17 protein-coding genes and 2 pseudogenes are annotated in these 18,540 nt (G+C 64.9%); 16 read left to right on the forward strand and 3 right to left on the reverse strand.

What is annotated here, in order from left to right; genetic code table 11:
- Positions 1–447: 447 nt before the first annotated feature.
- The gene (locus tag ABLE92_RS25645; RefSeq protein ID WP_005201328.1) at positions 448–1,056 is read right to left on the reverse strand and encodes a TetR/AcrR family transcriptional regulator; all 609 of its coding nucleotides are present in this window, start codon (positions 1,054–1,056) and stop codon (positions 448–450) included.
- Between the two features lie 249 nt (positions 1,057–1,305).
- On the opposite strand from ABLE92_RS25645, the gene ABLE92_RS25650 reads away from it, so the two are divergent.
- The 12 genes from ABLE92_RS25650 to ABLE92_RS25705 all read left to right on the forward strand — a co-directional run bounded on the left by ABLE92_RS25650 (position 1,306) and on the right by ABLE92_RS25705 (position 14,742).
- On the forward strand, positions 1,306–3,078 hold the full coding sequence (locus ABLE92_RS25650; protein ID WP_005201331.1) for a GMC oxidoreductase: 1,773 nt from the start codon (positions 1,306–1,308) through the stop codon (positions 3,076–3,078).
- On the forward strand, positions 3,075–3,890 hold the full coding sequence (locus ABLE92_RS25655; protein ID WP_005201333.1) for an MlaE family ABC transporter permease: 816 nt from the start codon (positions 3,075–3,077) through the stop codon (positions 3,888–3,890). Before ABLE92_RS25650 ends, ABLE92_RS25655 begins: the two co-directional genes overlap by 4 nt.
- Positions 3,891–3,947: 57 nt before the next feature.
- On the forward strand, positions 3,948–4,799 hold the full coding sequence (locus ABLE92_RS25660; RefSeq protein WP_006369842.1) for an MlaE family ABC transporter permease: 852 nt from the start codon (positions 3,948–3,950) through the stop codon (positions 4,797–4,799).
- Positions 4,796–5,962 carry an MCE family protein gene (locus ABLE92_RS25665; protein ID WP_005201337.1) on the forward strand — a complete coding sequence of 389 codons (1,167 nt, stop codon included), beginning with the start codon at positions 4,796–4,798 and terminating at the stop codon, positions 5,960–5,962. Before ABLE92_RS25660 ends, ABLE92_RS25665 begins: the two co-directional genes overlap by 4 nt.
- Positions 5,959–6,999, forward strand: coding sequence for an MCE family protein (locus tag ABLE92_RS25670; RefSeq protein WP_005201339.1), 1,041 nt, complete (start codon positions 5,959–5,961; stop codon positions 6,997–6,999). Before ABLE92_RS25665 ends, ABLE92_RS25670 begins: the two co-directional genes overlap by 4 nt.
- A gap of 29 nt (positions 7,000–7,028) precedes the next feature.
- Complete coding sequence (locus ABLE92_RS25675) at positions 7,029–8,018, forward strand: MCE family protein (protein WP_005201341.1); 990 nt, start codon at positions 7,029–7,031, stop codon at positions 8,016–8,018.
- Positions 8,015–9,133: an MCE family protein gene (locus ABLE92_RS25680; protein WP_005201342.1), complete on the forward strand. Its 1,119-nt coding sequence runs from the start codon at positions 8,015–8,017 to the stop codon at positions 9,131–9,133. Before ABLE92_RS25675 ends, ABLE92_RS25680 begins: the two co-directional genes overlap by 4 nt.
- Entirely contained in the window at positions 9,133–10,290 is a 1,158-nt protein-coding gene (locus tag ABLE92_RS25685; RefSeq protein ID WP_006369841.1) for an MCE family protein, read from the forward strand. Before ABLE92_RS25680 ends, ABLE92_RS25685 begins: the two co-directional genes overlap by 1 nt.
- A complete protein-coding gene (locus ABLE92_RS25690) occupies positions 10,287–11,705 on the forward strand; it encodes an MCE family protein (RefSeq protein WP_005201346.1) in 1,419 nt (472 codons plus the stop codon). Before ABLE92_RS25685 ends, ABLE92_RS25690 begins: the two co-directional genes overlap by 4 nt.
- Complete coding sequence (locus tag ABLE92_RS25695; RefSeq protein WP_005201349.1) at positions 11,681–12,259, forward strand: Rv1363c family protein; 579 nt, start codon at positions 11,681–11,683, stop codon at positions 12,257–12,259. Before ABLE92_RS25690 ends, ABLE92_RS25695 begins: the two co-directional genes overlap by 25 nt.
- A 64-nt stretch (positions 12,260–12,323) precedes the next feature.
- Complete coding sequence (locus ABLE92_RS25700) at positions 12,324–12,983, forward strand: Rv1363c family protein (RefSeq protein ID WP_005201351.1); 660 nt, start codon at positions 12,324–12,326, stop codon at positions 12,981–12,983.
- Between the two features lie 46 nt (positions 12,984–13,029).
- Positions 13,030–14,742 (forward strand): aldehyde dehydrogenase family protein, encoded by a 1,713-nt coding sequence (locus ABLE92_RS25705; protein WP_006369840.1) that lies wholly within the window; start codon positions 13,030–13,032, stop codon positions 14,740–14,742.
- A gap of 58 nt (positions 14,743–14,800) precedes the next feature.
- Here ABLE92_RS25705 and ABLE92_RS25710 read toward each other — a convergent pair whose 3' ends face one another.
- A complete protein-coding gene (locus ABLE92_RS25710) occupies positions 14,801–15,061 on the reverse strand; it encodes a hypothetical protein (RefSeq protein ID WP_010844852.1) in 261 nt (86 codons plus the stop codon).
- 450 nt (positions 15,062–15,511) lie between these two features.
- Between ABLE92_RS25710 and ABLE92_RS25715 the strand changes: the two genes are divergently transcribed.
- From ABLE92_RS25715 to ABLE92_RS25730, 4 genes and pseudogenes are all read left to right on the forward strand, one after another.
- Positions 15,512–16,057 carry a cytochrome ubiquinol oxidase subunit I gene (locus ABLE92_RS25715; RefSeq protein WP_005201356.1) on the forward strand — a complete coding sequence of 182 codons (546 nt, stop codon included), beginning with the start codon at positions 15,512–15,514 and terminating at the stop codon, positions 16,055–16,057.
- A 23-nt stretch (positions 16,058–16,080) separates the two neighbouring features.
- Positions 16,081–16,380 (forward strand): transposase, encoded by a 300-nt coding sequence (locus ABLE92_RS25720; protein WP_006369839.1) that lies wholly within the window; start codon positions 16,081–16,083, stop codon positions 16,378–16,380.
- Positions 16,358–16,993 (forward strand): annotated as a pseudogene (locus ABLE92_RS25725) (DDE-type integrase/transposase/recombinase); the annotation flags it as partial. The gene ABLE92_RS25720 and the pseudogene ABLE92_RS25725, both read left to right, overlap by 23 nt.
- Positions 16,994–17,043: 50 nt before the next feature.
- A pseudogene (locus ABLE92_RS25730) lies at positions 17,044–17,634 on the forward strand (transposase); the annotation flags it as partial.
- Positions 17,635–18,266: 632 nt separating this feature from the next.
- Here the strand turns inward: ABLE92_RS25730 and ABLE92_RS25735 are convergent.
- Positions 18,267–18,401 (reverse strand): hypothetical protein, encoded by a 135-nt coding sequence (locus ABLE92_RS25735; protein WP_348807639.1) that lies wholly within the window; start codon positions 18,399–18,401, stop codon positions 18,267–18,269.
- Positions 18,402–18,540: the final 139 nt, after the last annotated feature.

Consider the following 18,540-nt stretch of genomic DNA (forward strand, 5'->3'; position numbering starts at 1 on the left):
CGTCCGAAGCGCACGGTCGTTACAAGTCAGCCAGCATCGCCTACGCGGCAATTCTCAGCCACACCTCAACGTCTGCCGCCTCGCCGAGGACACCAGCCGGTTCGTTCTAGCCACCGTTATGGCCGCCATGGTGGGGTTCTCGAACAGTCTCGGCGAGGAAGTCGGTCGTTATGGCATCGGAGTCTCACTCGTCTGCCCTTCGGAGGTCAACACCGACTACTTCGAACGGAACGATGCAGACATGGGGTGGTACCCCCGGATGTCGCAGTGGTTTCCGGTTCTGGAGCCCGAAGACGTCGCTCGACGAACTGTCCGGGCGATACGCACCAACCGGCGTGAGGCCATCTTTCCCTGGGAATGGCGCTGGCCACCTGGCTGCACAAGCGATTCCCGAAGATGGGGATCAGTGTTCTCAAAGCGCTCGGCTTGGCTTGTTCCGTCCACGCGTCATCCCGCCGGGGGAGCTGGCGGGCTTGCGAACAAGGCGAGAATGACAGCGTGGATCTGCACGACGGATTCGGCACGCGAACCCCGGAGCTGGAGCAGGTGGCTCACGGTGAGTCGTACGAAGATCTCGGTGATCGACTCCAGCGCGAATTCGTCGAGATCGGGCTTCCGAGAACGGATCTGATCGGCTACCACCTGCGTCGCCCGCCCGAGGACGACCTCTGAGTCGACGGTGACCAGCGACAGGAGTTCGCCGCCCTGGAGTCTGCCCGAGATGATCGACATCAGAAGCTCGTTGTCCTCACCAAGGGTCAGTGTGCGCTCCGCGGCGGCTGTGAGTCCGTCAACGATGTCCTGTTCGTCCGCGATGCCCTCGACGACCCCGTGGAGGAAGCGGTCTGCCTCGCGTGCGATCAGCGATGCCGCAAGCTGATCCCTGGTCCCGACCTCGTTGTAGAGGGTCGTACGGCTGATTCCGACCTCGCGCGCCACCCGGGACATGTTCACCGCGGACCATCCCCGTTCCACCACGAGATCGCGAGCGGAGTCGAGTATGCGATCGCGCAGCAGGTCGCGTACTTCGTCGTGGAAGCTCGGGGGCGTAGCCATGTGTCCATCATGCCCGAATTGGCATGCAGGCCTAAGGCGCCCGCCTGAGTGTTTGACACATTAGGCAATTATGTGTAGAAACAATACAGTTCATCTCACAGTGTCAACACACTGTGTCCGGCCGCACCGCCCCGCTTGGCCAGGACGGACAGAAGCGGCGACCGGCACACGGTCATCACAGGGACGTGTTCCTGTAGAGGCTCAATCAGCCACGTAATACCCACGCCCACAGACGATTGCGAGCATCCAATGAACGCTGAGGCGAGCGAGAAAGACACCGACTACGACGTCCTGGTGATCGGCTCCGGGTTCGGCGGCAGCGTCACCGCCCTTCGCCTGGCAGAGAAGGGCTACCGGGTCGGCGTTCTCGAAGCCGGCCGCAGATTCGACGATGCGGACTTCGCCAAGACCAGCTGGGACGTTCGACGATTCCTGTGGGCGCCGAAGCTGGGTGCGTACGGGATTCAGCGCATCCACCTACTTCGCGACTGTGTCATCTTGGCCGGGGCGGGAGTCGGGGGGGGCTCTCTCAACTACGCCAACACCCTTTACCAGCCGGGATCAGCATTCTTCGGCGATCCGCAGTGGGCGCACATCACAGACTGGGAAGACGAGCTGACGCCCTACTACGACCAGGCGCGTCGCATGCTGGGCGTGGTCACCAACCCGCACATGACGCCTGCCGACGAGATCATCCGGTCGGTGGCCGACGACATGAGTGTCGGCGACACGTTTGTCCAGACTCCGGTCGGGGTGTACTTCGGCGAGCCCGGTCGTACCGTGTCGGATCCCTACTTCGGTGGGGTCGGACCGGATCGCACCGGCTGCATCGAGTGCGGCGAGTGCATGACAGGTTGCCGTCACGGTGCCAAGAACACGCTGCTCAAGAACTACCTCGGGCTCGCCGAACGCGCTGGAGTGGTGGTGAATCCGCTGACCACCGTCACCGACGTGCGTCAGCGACCCGATGGCTCCTGGACAGTCGACACAGTCAAGACCGGTGCCTGGATTCGTAAGCGCGAGAAGGCGTTCACCGCTCACAATGTCGTCTTCGCGGCGGGTACCTGGGGTACCCAGCAGTTGCTGCACAAGCTCAAGGACTCCGGCCGCCTTCCTGAGCTCTCGACGCGACTGGGCGAGTTGACCAGGACCAACTCCGAGTCGATCCTCGGGGCCACCCGTTACCGCGTCGACGAATCCCTCGACCTCACCAAGGGCGTGGCGATCACGTCGTCGTTCTACCCCACGCCGGACACCCACGTCGAACCCGTCCGATACGGCAAGGGCTCCAACGCGATGGGGTTGTTGCAGGCGCCGATGACCGACGGCGACGGACGGTTGCCGCGATGGCTGCGATTCATCGGCGTCGCGCTCCGGGATCCACTCGCCACAGCACGTGTCCTGGCGGTGAAGGGCTGGAGCGAGCGGACCGTGATCGCACTGGTGATGCAAAACCTCGACAACTCGATCACCACTTTCACAAAGCGCGGTCTGTTCGGTCGCCGGCTCACCAGCAAGCAGGGGCACGGCGAGCCCAATCCCACCTGGATCCCCGCGGGCAACGAAGCCACGCGGCGCATCGCCGAGAAGATCGGCGGCACCTCCGCCGGAACGTGGGGCGAGGTGTTCAACGTGCCGATGACCGCACACTTCCTCGGCGGATGCGTGATCGGGGACGATGAGGACAACGGTGTGATCGACCCATATCACCGCGTGTACGGCTATCCGTCGCTGAGTGTGGTCGACGGTTCGGCCGTGTCCGCGAATCTGGGCGTCAACCCGTCGCTGACCATAGCTGCTCAGGCCGAGCGGGCCGCCGCGTTGTGGCCGAACAAGGGGGAGAAGGACCTTCGCCCGATCCAGGGTTCGGGTTATCGGCGCATCGAGCCCACCGAACCCCGGTCGCCGATCGTGCCGGTCTCGGCGCCTGGAGCGCTGCGACTGCCCATCATTCCTGTCCGTCGAGTGGCAGACGAGAAGATCTCGCGGGCCGCAACGCGTGAGAGCTCCGACGCCCGATGAGCGCACTCGCCCCCGAAACAGCGCTCCCGGAACGACGCCAATCGTCAACGCTCGCACCGGTTCTCAAGAAGGCGCGCCACGGTACCGAAATGGTCGGCGACTTCTTCCTCACCTTCTGGGGCATCGTCAAGATGCTCCCACGGCGTCCCTTCCAGTGGCGTGAGCTGGTGGCGCAGGCGTGGTTCATCGCGAGCGTATCGATTGTCCCGACCATGCTGATGTCGATCCCGTTCTGCGTCATGGTGGTGTTCCAGATCAACGTTCTGCTGAACGAGATCGGTGCGATCGACCTGTCCGGTGCGGGCGCGGGTGTGGCCGTCATCCGAGAGATCGGACCCATCGTCACGGTTCTCGTCGTCGCGGGCGCAGGTGCCACCGCGATCTGCGCCGATCTCGGTTCGCGCACCATCCGCGAAGAGATCGACGCCATGAAGGTGCTCGGTATCGACCCGATCCAGCGACTCGCAGTTCCGCGCGTGATCGCCTCCTGCGGCGTCGCGGTGTTCCTGAACGGCCTGGTGACCGCCATCGGCCTGGCCGGGGGATACGTGTACGGCGTCTTCCTCCAAGGTGCCACGCCGGGTCAATACATCACCGCGATCCCGATCCTCACCGGAATTCCCGACCTACTCATCAGCGAGCTCAAGGCCGGCATCTTCGGTCTGCTGGCCGCACTGGTGGCCTGCCATCTCGGCTTCAACGCGGGAGGCGGACCGAAGGGTGTCGGCGACGCCGTGAACCAGACCGTTGTCTTCAGCTTTGTGCTGCTGTTCCTCGCGAACGCGGTCATCACCACGCTCGCACTGCACTGAAGGCCTCGACATGACTGCGCGAACACAAGAGCAGGGACCACGTTGACATCGACTCAGATGCCCACCGAACCGTCGCGGCGACTGACCGACCGGTTGGACGCCGGGAAGGCGCTGAAGCCCGCCGAATCCTTCGGAGAGAAACTGGCGTTCTACGGGGTGGCGCTGCGGGCGGTACCCAAGGCGATGACCCACTATCGTCGCGAGACCTTGCGCCTGCTAGCTGAGGTGTCGCTCGGCGCAGGTGCACTCGCCATCATCGGCGGGACCGTCGTGATCATCGGATTCCTCACGGCTGCAGCCGGATACGAGGTCGGTCAACAGGGATCGAGTTCACTGGGGCGCGTCGGTGTGGAAGCGATGTCGGGCTTCATTTCCGCCTTCTTCAACACCCGCGAAGCGATCCCGGTCATTGCTGGCGTCGCACTCACGGCGACGGTGGGCTCCGGTTTCACTGCGCAACTCGGTGCCATGCGCGTGAGCGAGGAGATCGACGCGCTCGAGGTGATGTCGGTTCAGTCGCTGCCCTATCTGGTGTCGACGCGGATCGCGGCGGGACTCGCCGCTGTGGTGCCGCTGTACGCGATCGCCCTCTTCACCGGGTACGCCGCCACCAAGTTCGTGAGCGTGTTCCTGTCGGACCAGTCGCCGGGCACCTACGACCACTACTTCCGGCTGTTCTTGCAGCCCGGTGACATCGCGATCTCACTGTTGAAGGTGATCGTCATGGCGGTCGCCGTGATGGCGGTGCACTGCTACTACGGCTACAACGCCAGCGGTGGACCGGCCGGGGTCGGCGTCGCTGTCGGCCACGCCGTCCGCACGTCACTGATCATCATCATGATGGTCGACTTCATCGTCGGTATCGCCTTGTACGGCGGCGTCCACGCGACTGTGCGGGTGTCGGGATGATCGAACACTCACGCAGACAACACCTGCTGTACGCGTTCGTCGCCTTCGCCGTGGTGGTGGGCGTCGTCGTGGCTGCGCTGATGTCGTACAACGGCAGGTTCCAGGCCACCGGGTCCATCTACCTGAACGCCCCGCGCACGGGGCTGCTGCTGGTGCCTGGATCGGACGTCAAGCTGTACGGCGTAGTGATCGGTCGTGTCGCATCTGTCGACGTGTACGGCGATCACGCTCGCATCGAGCTGGCGGTGGAGGAAGACCAGCTCGGCGATCTGCCGACGAACGTCCGGGCGGAGATGGAGCCGACCACGCTCTTCGGCCGCAAGTACGTCGCGCTGACGATGCCGGAGCAGCCGGCGGCATCGACGTTGAGCGCCGGTGCCACCATCGACACCTCGCAAACGCCGGTCGAGGTCTACGACACTTTCGAGTTGCTTGTCGGAATTCTCGACCGTGTGGACCCGGCGCGGGTGAATGCAACCCTGACCGCTGTGCAGACCGGCACCGTCGATCGGGGCGAGAAGCTCGGCGAGCTGGTCGACTCGGTGAACACCTACCTCGCGACCTTCAACAAGTCACTGCCAACTCTGCAACGGGATCTCGAGCTCGGTGCGGACAATCTCGACACATTCGCCGGACTGTCACCGGACCTGATGGCCACCGTCCGTCACCTCACCACCACCTCGAAGACGATTGTGGAGAACCAGTCGCAGCTGACTGCGTTCCTGTTGAGCTTCACCGAGTTCGGGAACACCGGCAACCGGTTCATGACTAACGCGGGCACGCCACTGGTGAAGGCCGCCGACGCCCTGGCGCCGCCGGCGCAGGTGCTCGGAGACTACGGACCGATCTACCCGTGCTTCCTGGACGGACTGAACACGAGCCGCAAATATCTCGAGCGGGCGTTCGGCGGAGCGAGACCGGGCCTCGACATCGTCGGCACCCTGCTCATCGGCGACCCGCCATACCGACCGGGCATCGACGCGCCCGAACACACGGCAGGAACGGCGGGACCGAGCTGCTACGGCTACCCGCGCGCACCCGGCGAAAAGGGGCCGGGGCACGTCGACTTCGACGACGGCAGTCACGCGTACCGCGATGTGAAGTCGATCGAAGACGTCATCGGAAACCCGTTCGCCTCGATGATCTACGGAATGACGAAATGACAATCACCGGACCGGCCATCAAGCTGGGGATCTTTCTCGCTGTCAGCTCGCTGATCACCTCGGCTCTGTTCGTGATCGTCGGCGACCTGCGTTTCGGTCCGACAACGGTTTTCCGCGCTCAGTTCATGTCCGCATCCGGCCTGCGGACCGGCGACGACGTCAAGGTGGCCGGTGTGGTGGTCGGGAAGGTCACCGATGTGGACATCGTGGACTCCGGTGCGGCTGCGCAGACGGGTCTGGGAGCAGAGGTCCGTATGGACGTCGACTCCCACATCCCGGTGACGACCACCACCAACGCCTACATCAGGTACAAGAACCTGATCGGTGATCGGTACCTCGAGCTGAAGACCGACCCCGGAGACGTGGGTAGGAGGCGGTCAGCCGACAGCGTGATCCCGGTATCGCAGACCAAGCCGGCTCTCGACATGGATGCACTCGTCAACGGGTTCAAACCCCTACTGACCGGGGTGAATCCAGAGCAGACCAACAAGCTGTCCGCTGCGCTGGTCTCGGTACTCAACGGCCGCACAGCCGATATCAGCGATCTGATCACCCAAATGGGTGAACTCGGCGAAACCATCGCCGATCGCGACGCGACGATCGGATCGGTGGTCACCGATCTGAACACCGTGCTCGTAACGGTAGCGGATCGCCGGGAGGCCTTCGGCAGCGTCGTCGTCCAGTTGCAGGAGCTGGTCTCCGAGCTTGCCGGTGATCGCCGGCTGATCGCCGACGGCCTCACGAACATCGCGGGCGCGACCACCGAGCTCGACGAGCTGCTGTCCCGAGCCCGCCCCGATCTCACCTCCGACATCGAGCATCTGCGCGGTCTGGCCCAGAACCTGAACAGCAACACTTCAACGATCAACATGCTGCTCGCGAAGATGCCGGAGGCCTATCGGCTTCTGGGCAGGTCGTCGGGCTACGGCAGTTTTGTGAACTTCTTCGTGTGCGGCCTCGCGATCCGCTATCCGACGCTCGACGGCGGACATGCGGACACACCGATGGTCCAAGTCCCAGCTCGGCGCTGTAAGTGAGGGAGACAACCAGATGAGGTCAAAACATCATGAGATCTGACGACTCCCGCCGTCGAATCCGGGCCGGTCTAATCGGAATCGGCGCGATACTCGCGGTTCTCGCGCTCGCGTTCAACTACCGCTCGATTCCGTTCCTGCCCGGCGTGACCGTCGTGGTCGCCGAGTTCTCCGACGCCAGTGGCCTGAATCCCGACGACGAAGTGCACATCGCCGGCGTGGCCGCGGGGAGTGTGCAGTCGATCGAGCTCGCCGAGGACCACGTCGACGTGACGATGCGGCTCACCGACGGCTGGGAGAAGCTCGGTTCCGAGACCACGGCCTCGATCAAGGTCGAGACCGCGCTCGGGCGTCGCTTCGTCCAACTCACGACCGCCGGCCCCGGCGAGCTCGGCGACCGAATCCCGGTGTCGCGGACAAGTTCCGGCTTCGACCTCACCGAGTCACTCGACCAGCTCACCGAGACCGTCGGAGACACCGACAAGAAGAGCGTCGTCGACGCGGTCGAGAGCCTCGACAAGGTCATGAACGATCTCCCGTCCGACATCGGCGGCTCCCTGGAGAACGTCGCCGCTGCGGCACGGACGGTGTCGTCGCGCGATGCCGGAATCCGGACGCTTCTGCAGAAGGCCGATTCGGTTTCCGACGTGCTGGCCGAGCGAAAGGGCAACATCACCAGGCTCATCGACGACGGGTCGGTGCTGTTCGAGACCCTCGTCGATCGGGCCGAGGTGATCCGCAGGCTGCTCACCAGCCTGCGCGCAGTATCCACCGAGATAGAGACGTTCGTCCATGACACCGGATCGTCCACCCCACAGATGCTCGAGGAGGTCCGTCAGGTGACGGCCACGCTCAACGCCAACTACGCCAACCTCGAAAAGTCGATCAAGGGGATGCGCACATTCGTCATGCAATTCGCCGACGTCCTGGGCAGCGGACCGTTCTTCTCAGTACTGCTCCAGAACATCACGCCGGCCAATCTCCGCGGCCAGCAGCCGGGCAGTCCGGGAGGCGGGCGATGAGCACGTCATCAGCCGTCAACCGACTCGGCGGGCCCGCGGTCATCGCCCTCGTCATCGTCGCCATGGTGGCCGTGACCGCGGCGAAGGTATGGGAGAGCACGCACACCTCACGGGCCACAATCTGGTTCACGGACGGCACCGGGCTGTTCGTCGGCGATCCGGTCAAGATGCGCGGCGTCACCATCGGCACTGTCGAAGCAGTGGAGGCCACACCGGCGAAGGTTCGCGTCGAGGTCTCGTACGACGACTCGGCGTACGTGGACTCCGAGGCACGGGCGGCGATCGTGGCGCCGACCCTCGTCTCCGGTCGGTATGTTCAGTTCGTCAACCCGGTCAAGCGATCGCCGGCTGGTGCGCTGGAAGACGATGCCGTGGTGGAGGTCGGCCGGACCGCGGTCCCGGTCGGGTACGACGAGATCAAGAAGCAGGTGACCGACCTCGCGCACCAACTCGGACCTTCCACCGGCGATGAGAAGGGGGCGCTCAGCCGACTCATCGACACCTCGGCCGGTGCGCTCGACACCAGCGGCGGCTCACTCCGGAAGTCGGTCGATGCGCTCTCCGACGCGATGAGGACGCTCTCCGCGGCCGGCCCCGACCTGTTCAGCACAGTCCGCAATCTCCAGCAGGTCGTCACCGCGCTGCGCACCGCCGACCAGCAGATCGTCGGTTTCGCCTCGCAACTCGACGACGCGTCGGCCGTGCTCGACGACAATCGGACGCAACTCGATGCCGCGATCCGTGCCCTCAACTCGATGGCCCCACGCCTGCGCGACTACTTGAAGCAGAACCAGGGTGCGCTAAGCCGTGACGTCAAGGACCTCACCAGGGTGTCCCGACTGCTCGTCGACAGGCAGGACGATCTGGCTCAGATCCTGCACACGGCGCCGACCGCGCTGTCGAACCTCTACAACATCTACGACCCGGACTCGAACTCACTGACGGCCGGTCTCGCGGTGGCCGACTTCCCGGATCCGGTGTCGCTCATCTGTGCACTGCTGACAACCGTGGACGCTCCCAAGTCGGAATGCCAGAAGGCCGAGACCACCCTGACCCGGGTCATCACGTCCGAGATGGCACGCTCGACCGGTCGCCCCGAGGAGGGAGGACGCTGATGGGACACAAGCGCTTTCACGTCGGCGCGGGACTGATCGCGGCGGCCGTCGCGATGTCGACGGTGGCGGGCTGTCGGTTCGACGGCGCCAACTCGTTGTCACTGCCAGGCGACGCCGTCTCCGGTGACAGCTACAGCATCACCGTCCAGTTAGCCGACGTGCAGAACCTGGTGTCGAACTCCCTGGTCAAGCTCGACAACGCGAATGTCGGGCAGATCCGGTCCATCACAGTGCGCGAGTCGTTCGCCGAAGTGGACGTGGAGCTCTCCGAGGGAGTGGAGATCCCGAACGGTTCGACCGTGAAGCTGGCACAGACCTCGGTGCTGGGCGCGCAGTACCTGGAGTTCATTCCTCCCGCGGAGCAGACGCCGGGCAAGCTGTTGCCCGGCGACACACTCGATGTCAACAGCTCCGCAGCCTATCCGTCGACCGAGTCGGTGCTGGCGGCCTTGTCGCTGATCCTCAACGGCAGTGGCCTCGAACAGCTCCGGTCGATCATGACCGAGCTCAACGACGCCACCGATGGCCGCACAGCCGCTGCCAACCGAGCGATATCTCAACTCAAGACCTTCGTCTCCGGACTACACAAGCAACGTGATGACATCGGCCGCGCCATCGATTCGCTCGGCAAGCTCAGCGCCACGCTGGCCGATCAGAGTTCGACCGTGGCGGAGGGCATCGACAACCTGGAACCCGCCCTGACCGTGCTGGCGGACCAACGCGAGGAGCTGGTCACGATGCTCGATCGCGTAGGAGTGTTCGGCGCAAAGGTGGGCAGCGTGATCGCACGCAGCAACGCCGATCTGAACTCCATTGCCGCGGAACTCCGTCCCGCACTGAAGGGGCTCGAGGAGTCCGGCGACGACCTGGTCGGCTCGCTCATCGTCGGGCTCACCGTTCCGTTCCCGGTGACCGTCATCGACAAGGGAATGAAGGGTGACTACCAGAACCTCTTCCTGACCCTCGACCTGTCGGTGGGCGCCATACGCGACAAGGTGCTCGGCAGTATTCCCAAGGTGGCCCTGGCCAGGATGGCGACCTCGCGGCAAGCCGCGGACCCACTCCGCGCTCCATTCGGACTGCGCACCCCCACAACGGATCACAGCCCATCGAAAAAGACCTCACCGCAGCCCGCCGGGATGGGGGGCCCCCGATGAAACTCACCAGACTGGTGCGATGGCAGCTCGTCGTATTCGCTGTCCTCACCGTGGTCAGCGTAGTCTACGGGACTGTCACCTACGTCGGCATCGGTCGGGTCACCGGCATCGGATCGTATCGCGTGGTCGCCGAGTTCGACACCGCCGGCGGCATTTACGAGACCGGACTGGTGACCTATCGAGGTGTAACCGTGGGACGGGTGGATTCGGTAGACGTCGATCTGGCCGACTTGTCGGCGCCGGTTCGCATCACCCTGCGCATCGATTCGGACAACACGATCCCGCGAAACAGTGCGGCGCACATCAGGAGTCAGTCTGCGGTCGGGGAACAATACGTGGATCTGATTCCCCGCGACAACGGCGGGCCCGCGCTGACGGACGGAGACGTGTTGTCGGCCAAGGGCAATGAGGCGCCCACGCCCACCAAAGACGTCCTGGAGAGGACCATGAACCTCGTTGCGACGATCTCGCCCCAGAATCTGGAGACGACCGTCGACGAGGTGTCCGACGGGCTAGGACAGACCGGTGATCGCCTGGCTCGGTTGATCGACGCATCACAGCGGCTGCTCGAGTTGGCGCAGATCGATATCGGCCCCACCACCCGGCTGATCGACGACGCCGAACCGCTGTTGACCACTGGCAACCGGGTGGCCGCCGACCTGACCTCTGCGGTGGCGAACCTCGCGTCGTTCACCGATCAGCTCGCGCTGAGCGATGAACACTTGCGGACTCTGCTGACCCAGACCCCGTCGGCAGCCGACCAGGTGTCGGCCACCCTGACCGAGCTGACGCCTACGCTGCCGACGCTGCTCGCCGACCTCCAGTCCGTGGGACAGGTGCTGCGCGTCAACGTCCCCAACCTCCGGCACATCCTGACCGTCTATCCGGCGTTCACGTCGGGAACCCTGAACTCGGTCGACGGCTACGCGCTCGGCCAGAGTCCGCAGGCTCCACTCGACATCAAGCTCGGAAACACGCTGAACCCGCCCCCGTGCACCGAGGGATATGGCGGCAGCCGACGTCGTGACGCATCGGACATGCGGACTGTGCCGGTGGTTCCGGACCAGTACTGCGACGCGCGCCCCGACAACCCGAAGGTGGCGCGTGGCGCCCGGAACGTCCCGTGCGCGACCGACCCCCGCGTGAGGACTCCCTTAGTGGCCGATTGCCCCGGGGGACTTCCGTCCACGTGGCCGGAGATGTTGTCGCGTCCGCACTCTATGGGCGACGCCGGCGGTGACCCAGGGGCGAAGAGGGTGCCGAAGCGCTTACGTACAGCGTCGAAGCCGGTGCCGTATTCGGAGACCACCGGAAGGTTCCGAGGGCCCGACGGGGTGACGTACTTCGTGGGAACACCCACCAACTCAGCTTCGGCGAAAGGAAAGGCGACATGGCAGTCGTTACTGATCAAGTAGAGGCCACCGGTCCGGAAGTCGACGACGACGCGGTCGGCCCGGAGAGCGCCGGCGAAGGGGCGGGCACTGCTCCACTCCGGTCCGTGGTCACCGTGTGGGCGCTGGTGGCGGCCCTCGTGGCGGTGCTCGCGCTGCTCGGCGTGAAGGGCACCGATCTCTATCAGGCCAAGCAGGACGAGAAGCGGAACTCTGAGGTACTCGACGTCACCCGCGAGGTGGTCGCCGGACTCGTCAGCCTCGACTACCGCCGGTCGAAGGCCGACCTGGATCGGATCAAGTCCGTCGCCACCGGATCCTTTCAGCAGCAGTTTGAACAGCTGGCGACGTCGTTCGAGCAGGTCCTTTCCTCCGGCGAGGTCCTCTCGACTGGATCGGTCAAGGAGGCGGGGATCATCACCGCCGACGACGACGCCGCGCAGGTCCTGGCCGCGGTCAGCTCGATCGTCAAGAACACCGAGGCACCCGACGGGCAGCAACGCGTCTATCGGATGAAGGTGGATCTGACGGCCGCCGACCATGCGTGGAAGGTCAGCAACGTGGAGTTCGTGTCATGAACGCGGGGAGCGCGGACCAAGAGGCGTCGACCGACGCGAAGGCGGCAGAACCGAGGAGGAAGCCATGAACAAGGTTGTGGAGCAAGATATCTCATCCGAGTTCGCCGAGGCGGAGGTGGATCGCGACGTCGACACCGACGCGGCGCCTACCGACGGCGCCGAGAAGCAGGACAAGGTGCGCGGCGGTCATGTCAAACGACTCGGCCCCGTCGTTGTGAGCTGGCCCGCCAGACTTTCGACAAAGGCGCGTAACGGGTTGGTCAGGGTGCTGGCGGCACTCGTGATCGCCGGCGCCGGTGGACTCGGCTACGTGTGGTTCGCGACGAGCGCGGCGACGACGGAGGCATCGGCGGGGCAGTCCGCGCTTGCATCGGCACGTACCGACATCCCCAAACTGCTCAGTTATGACTACCGAACAGTCGACACCGCGCTGCCCGAAGCTGCCGAGACCATGCTGACCGGCAGGTTCCTCGACGAATACACCCAACTGGGCGAATCAGTTATTCAACCTGCTGCCAAGAAGGAGCAGATCGTCACGAACGCCGAGGTGGTCGACGCCGCACTCGTCGCGTCGGACGCCGATCACGCAACCGTCCTGCTCTTCGTCAACCAGACGACGTCCAAGAAGGACGCTGAGGGGCCGCGACTCGACGGCAGCCGCATTCGCGTCCAGATGGCCAAGGACGGCGATCGCTGGAAGATCTCCGAATTCACACCGGTGTAGCCGCGGAAACCCTGAGCCATCCACACCACACCATGGAGAACAACTCATGACTCTCACCACCGATTTCACCACAGTCGCGGAGCTCGACAGTGCGCTGCTACGACTCAGCGCAGGCGAGCGCCGGTGGGCAGACCTCCCGCTGACCCGGCGCGCCGACCTTCTGCAACAGGTGGCGCACCAGGCGGCCGAGCAGGCATCGGATTGGGTTGAGGCCGCGTGCCGTGCGAAGCGGATCTCGCCCTCATCGCCGCTCGCAGGCGAAGAATGGCTGTCGGGGCCGTACCCGGTCATCACGAACGCTGCCACGCTGGCCCGTTCTCTGCGCGACCTGAGCTGCGGCGACAGTCCCATCGCCCACGTACCGACTTCCGTCGCTCCCGGCGGTCGTGTTGCGCTCGACGTCTTTCCCCATCAGATCTGGGATCGGCTACTGCTGTCGGGCGTCTCGGCCAAGGTCTGGCTGAAGCCGGGGGTGAGTGTCACCCAGGCGCGGTCGGCGGCGGGATTGGCGCAACTCGACCCCGCGACGACGCACGGCATGTCAGTCGTCCTCGGCGCCGGCAACATCACCTCGATCGCCGTGCTGGACACCCTGTACGAGCTGATCGCGCACAATCGCGTCGTGATCCTCAAACTGAACCCCGTCTTGGGCGAGATGTTCGACGCGATCAACGCCGTCCTGCGACCCCTGTCCGAGCGCGGCTTCGTGGAGGTCGTCAGGGGCGGTGTCGAGGTCGGCTCGTATCTCGTCGATCACCCGAATGTGGCGCATGTCCACATCACCGGAAGCTCGGCAAGTCACGACGCCATCGTCTTCGGCACCGGCCCGGAAGGCGAGGCCCGTCGCCGGGCCGGCGTACCGAAGCTCGGCAAGACCATCACCAGTGAACTCGGCGGCGTATCACCCACCGTCGTCGTCCCCACCGGGTGGTCGGCCAAGGACATCCGTTTCCAGGCGGAGCACCTGGCCACCCAGCGTCTGCACAACGGCGGCTACAACTGCATCGCCGCCCAGGTTGCCGTGATCCCGTCCGAGTGGTCCAAGAAAGGGGAGTTCCTCCGGGAACTCCGCGACCAGATCGACAAGGCTCCCGCGCGGCCAGCCTATTACCCCGGAAGCGACCAACGGGTCGCCGCGGCAGCCGACCGGCACGCCACGGCCAACGCACGCGAGAACGGCCGGCTGCTGATCGAGGGGCTCTCACCGGACCAGGTGGCCGAGGCCTTCACCGTGGAGTACTTCTCGCCCGTGCTGGCCGTCGTGGAGATCCCCGGAGACGGGATTGCCTACCTCCGGGCAGCGAGCCGCTTCGTCAATGAGCGGCTCGAGGGCACTCTCGGCGCCAACGTCTTGGTGCACCCGAGATACCGCCGCAAGCTCGGTCGAGAGTTCGAGTGGTTCGTGGAATCGCTCCGCTACGGCACGATTGCGATCAACGCGTGGACGGGGGTCGGTTATCTCACCGCAGCAGCACCATGGGGCGGCTTTCCCGGTGCGACCCTCGTCGATGTCGAGAGCGGAATCGGATTGGTACACAACGCATCACTGGTGGACGACACAGAGCGCACGGTCGTGACCGGCCCGTTCCGCCCGCTGAGCCGATCTCTGATCACCGGCCAGCTGTCGATCACGCCGAAGCCGGCGTGGTTCGTCAGGAACACGCATGCGCACCATGTAGGCCGAAAGATGGTTGCATTCGCGGCAGATCCGAAGGCCACCCGGCTGCCGTCGCTCTTTGCGTCCGCCTTACGCGGCTGACGCACCGCGCGCAGCGAGGTGCCCCGTCACGAAGCGTACGGGGTGTGGTGCGTCCACCTCAGGCCGGCTCGAGCGCCCGCTTGGCCTTCTCCAACGCGGCGAGCGTGCGCAACACGGAGTCGCGCTTCGCGGTCAGGTCGGACACCTTGGCCTTGCCACTCAAGCCGCCATCCTTCTGCGCGACCTGCAGACGTTCCTCGATCTCGGTGAGCTGCGCCAGGAGGCTCTGCGCCCGGCTCATGAGCTCGGCGCGGTCGGGTCGTGAGACGTTCGCCGGCCCGGCGACGCCGGACCTGACATTCTGCGGCTTGGTGGCCACCGCCTTCCCGCCTGCCTTCGTGGGCAGTCGTCGTCGCGGTTCGACGCTTCGCCGCCGGGAAGCAGCAGGGGGAGTCTGCGTGCGCGTCTGGTTGAGCACCGTCCGCGCCTCTCGCCGCGGAACTCCGCGATTTCGTCGGTGGACGAGCACCACACGCAAACACTCGAAGTGGTTTCGGTCACGAACGCATCGGCAGCAGCGGGATTCACGGGGAAAAGAGTACGAAACAAAGTTTTTCACCCGGAAATCGGGTTTCCGGTACACCGTATCCCGCCGCTGACTTGACCCGCCGGACCGTCCCCGACGCGCTGTTCATCGTCGTCGAGCAACTCGGACCCACCCTCGTCGTTGCGGACACGAGCTCGAGCCGGCGGCGGGGCAGTGGCGTTTACCGGCCACCCCCGGCGGGAACCTCATCTGCGTGCGATTACCTTCGGTACAGATGACGACGTGTCGGGCTGGAACAACCGGCCCTGCTCGACGGTGACGACCGTGTACCTGGCCGAGGCATTGCTGGTTGTGGCGGAGGGTCAGCAACCTCCGGGTCTGATGCCGGCCCGGCAGCAGATGGCGGTGTCCCTGGGCTGGCACATCGTCCTTGCGTGTTTCGGGGTGGCGTTCCCGACGATGATCTTCGTGATGCGCCGTCGCGGCATCGTGCGCGACGGCCCTGTCGCAATGGGACTGGCCCGACGGTGGGCCAAGGTGTCGGCAGTGCTGTTCGCGATCGGCGCGGTCTCGGGCACGATCCTCAGCTTCGAGATGGGTCTGCTGTGGCCCGGTTTGATGGGCCGGTTCGGTGACGTGCTGGGATTGCCATTCGCGTTCGAAGGGCTGTCGTTCTTCGTCGAGGCGATCTTCCTCGGGATCTACCTCTACGGCTGGGACCGCATGCCGCCTCGACGCCATCTGCTGATGCTGATTCCGATGGGCATCGCCGGGGTCGTCGGGACGTTCTGCGTGGTCTCGGTCAATGAGGTTCCCCCCGAACCGTAGAGGCATCGATAGTGAGGAGCACGATGCCAGAGAAGCGGAAGAAGTACGACCGGGAGTTTCGTGATGGGGCGGTCCGGATCGTCGAGGAGACAGGTAAGCCGATCGCCCAGGTCGCTCGAGACCTGGGGGTCAACGAGGGCACCTTGGGTAACTGGGTCAACCGGGCGCGCGCCGAGCGGGAGGGCCGCGGCGAGCTGACCGTTGATGACGCTGCTGAGCTCAAACGGTTGCGTGACGAGGTCGCTGAGCTGCGCATGGAGCGTGATGTCCTCAAGCGATCAGTGGTCCTGTGGGTGAAGGAGGCGGGCCCAATCCCCGGGTGAGGCAACGGGTTTGCACATCACCCGGGGCTATCGCCGGGACACCATCGACCGGGCCGTGGCGGTGGCGTTCGACAAGGCCCGCGGCCTGCACGGGTCACCGCGCCTGCATGCGGATCTGCGTGCTGACGGGTGGACGGTGACCGAGAAGACTGTCGCTGATTCGATGTGTCGTCAGGGCCTGGTCGCGCGGCGGATCCGCCGGCGCAACGGGCTGACCCGTCAGGACAAGACCGCCCCGAAGTTCCCCGATTTGTTGGGTCGCGATTTCACCGCACAGTGCCCCGATCAGCGGTGGGTCGGCGACATCACCGAGATCCCGACCGCGGCGGGCAAGCTGTATCTGGCCACGGTCATCGACCTCTACAGTCGCCGCCTGCTGGGGGCGGCCACCAGTCGTCACCCGGATGCAGCGTTGGCGTGTGCGGCGATCGAGATGGCGGTCGCCACGCGGGGCGGTATGCAGGCGATATGGCGTGATGACGATGCGCAGAAGCTGATTTTCCACACCGATCGTGGGTCGACGGGCGGATTCAACTGGTCGTCGCAACACCCTGATTCTCGGAGGTGTGCGGCGTGGTTACAGCGGACTGGAGCAGGAAGACCAGCGATGTGCCGGTAGGTGTTCGTCGACAGTGGCGTGCTGATCGTGCACTTCGGCCGGCGATGCGATCGCCGGGGCGGCCGGAGCCGTCGCGGCAGGTGCAACGTGAGTTTTGGCGGGTGGTCGCGACGGGGGTGAGCACGGCGCAGGCATCGATCGCTGTCGGTGTGTCGGTGCCGGTGGGTACACGGTGGTTCCGCCACGCTGGCGGTATGAGGCCGCTGAGTCTGGATGAGCCTTCGGGCCGCTATCTATCCTTCGCGGAACGGGAAGAGATCGCGCTGCTTCGCGTTCAGGATTGTGGGGTGCGTGAGATCGCACGGCGGATCGGGCGCAGTCCGGCCACGATCTCGCGTGAGCTACGGCGCAACGCCGCAACCAGGAGCGGGAAGCTTGAGTATCGGGCGTTGGTGGCGCAGTGGAAAGCCCAGCAGGCCGCCAAGCGCCCGAAAACAGCGAAGCTCGTGGCCCACGTCGAGTTGCGGGAGTACGTACAGCACCGCCTGGCCGGCGTTGTCCGCCGTCCCGATGGCACGATCGCTGCGGGCCCCACGCCACCACCGTGGAAGGGGCTCAACAAGCCGCACCGTGCCGACCGGCGGTGGTCGCCGGCGTGGAGTCCAGAGCAGATCTCCCAGCGTTTGAAGGTCAAAGTTCCGGCCCACGATCGGAGCGGTGTACCGGCCAGCCGGCCAGTGGATGTTTCGTCGTTCTGTCAGGGTGTTGCGGATCTCCTGGGTGGGCTCAGCGCTGTCGGGAAGGCGTCCGCGGACTCCTCGCGCCAGGGCCGAGGCCACAATGTGGCCATCAAGTAGCAGTCGGGCAACCCGGGCATGGACCCGGTCGTTCCCACTGAAGCCGTTGGGAAGCGTCATGCTCTGCCTTGTATATGCGAGGACTGCGGCCAGGTCCTCAGCGAACCGGTAGACCATGAGTTGCTCTTTCAAGTCGGGGTCTTCGTTGTCAACTTCGTCGCTAGATCGGCCGTATTTGGTCAGGAATCGGCCGTCGATGTGGAACTCGACCTCTTTGGATGTGCGAAGGCCGAGAAGAACTTTGAACAGTTCGGCGACAGAGCGCGGACTGAGCCCGCGAATCTTGTATCCGACGTCCATCGACGACGCTTGGCCGGACGTGGCTCGATACGGAATCTCTGCGGCCACCGTGAGCCGGCTCCCACAGAACGACATCACGCTGGTTAAGCCGTGAGTTCCTTGGCGGACCTCCGTGACCGTTCCTTCCTCGGCGGCTACGACTTCACCGTCCTCGAGGAACCGGATCTCCATTAGCATTCCAACCGCTGGGCTGCGGTCTGTTCCTGCTCGAAGATCTGCCGGGTGCGTCGGTAGTGGTTGAGCGTCAACCATCGGTCCACTTCGGGATAGTCGATGAGCATCTGATTGAGCTCTGCGCGACCCATCCATCCCACAGTGGGTCGAGTGGCGTGTCCCCCGTGAGCCGGTCCGGGTTGTTTTAGAGTCCTGATTGCCCTGATGAGGGCGGAGAAGGGACGATGAAGAACATGGCAGGACGCAAGCGTCACTCGGCGGAGGACATCG

Source organism: Gordonia oleivorans, assembly GCF_040044975.1.
GTDB lineage: Bacteria > Actinomycetota > Actinomycetes > Mycobacteriales > Mycobacteriaceae > Gordonia > Gordonia oleivorans.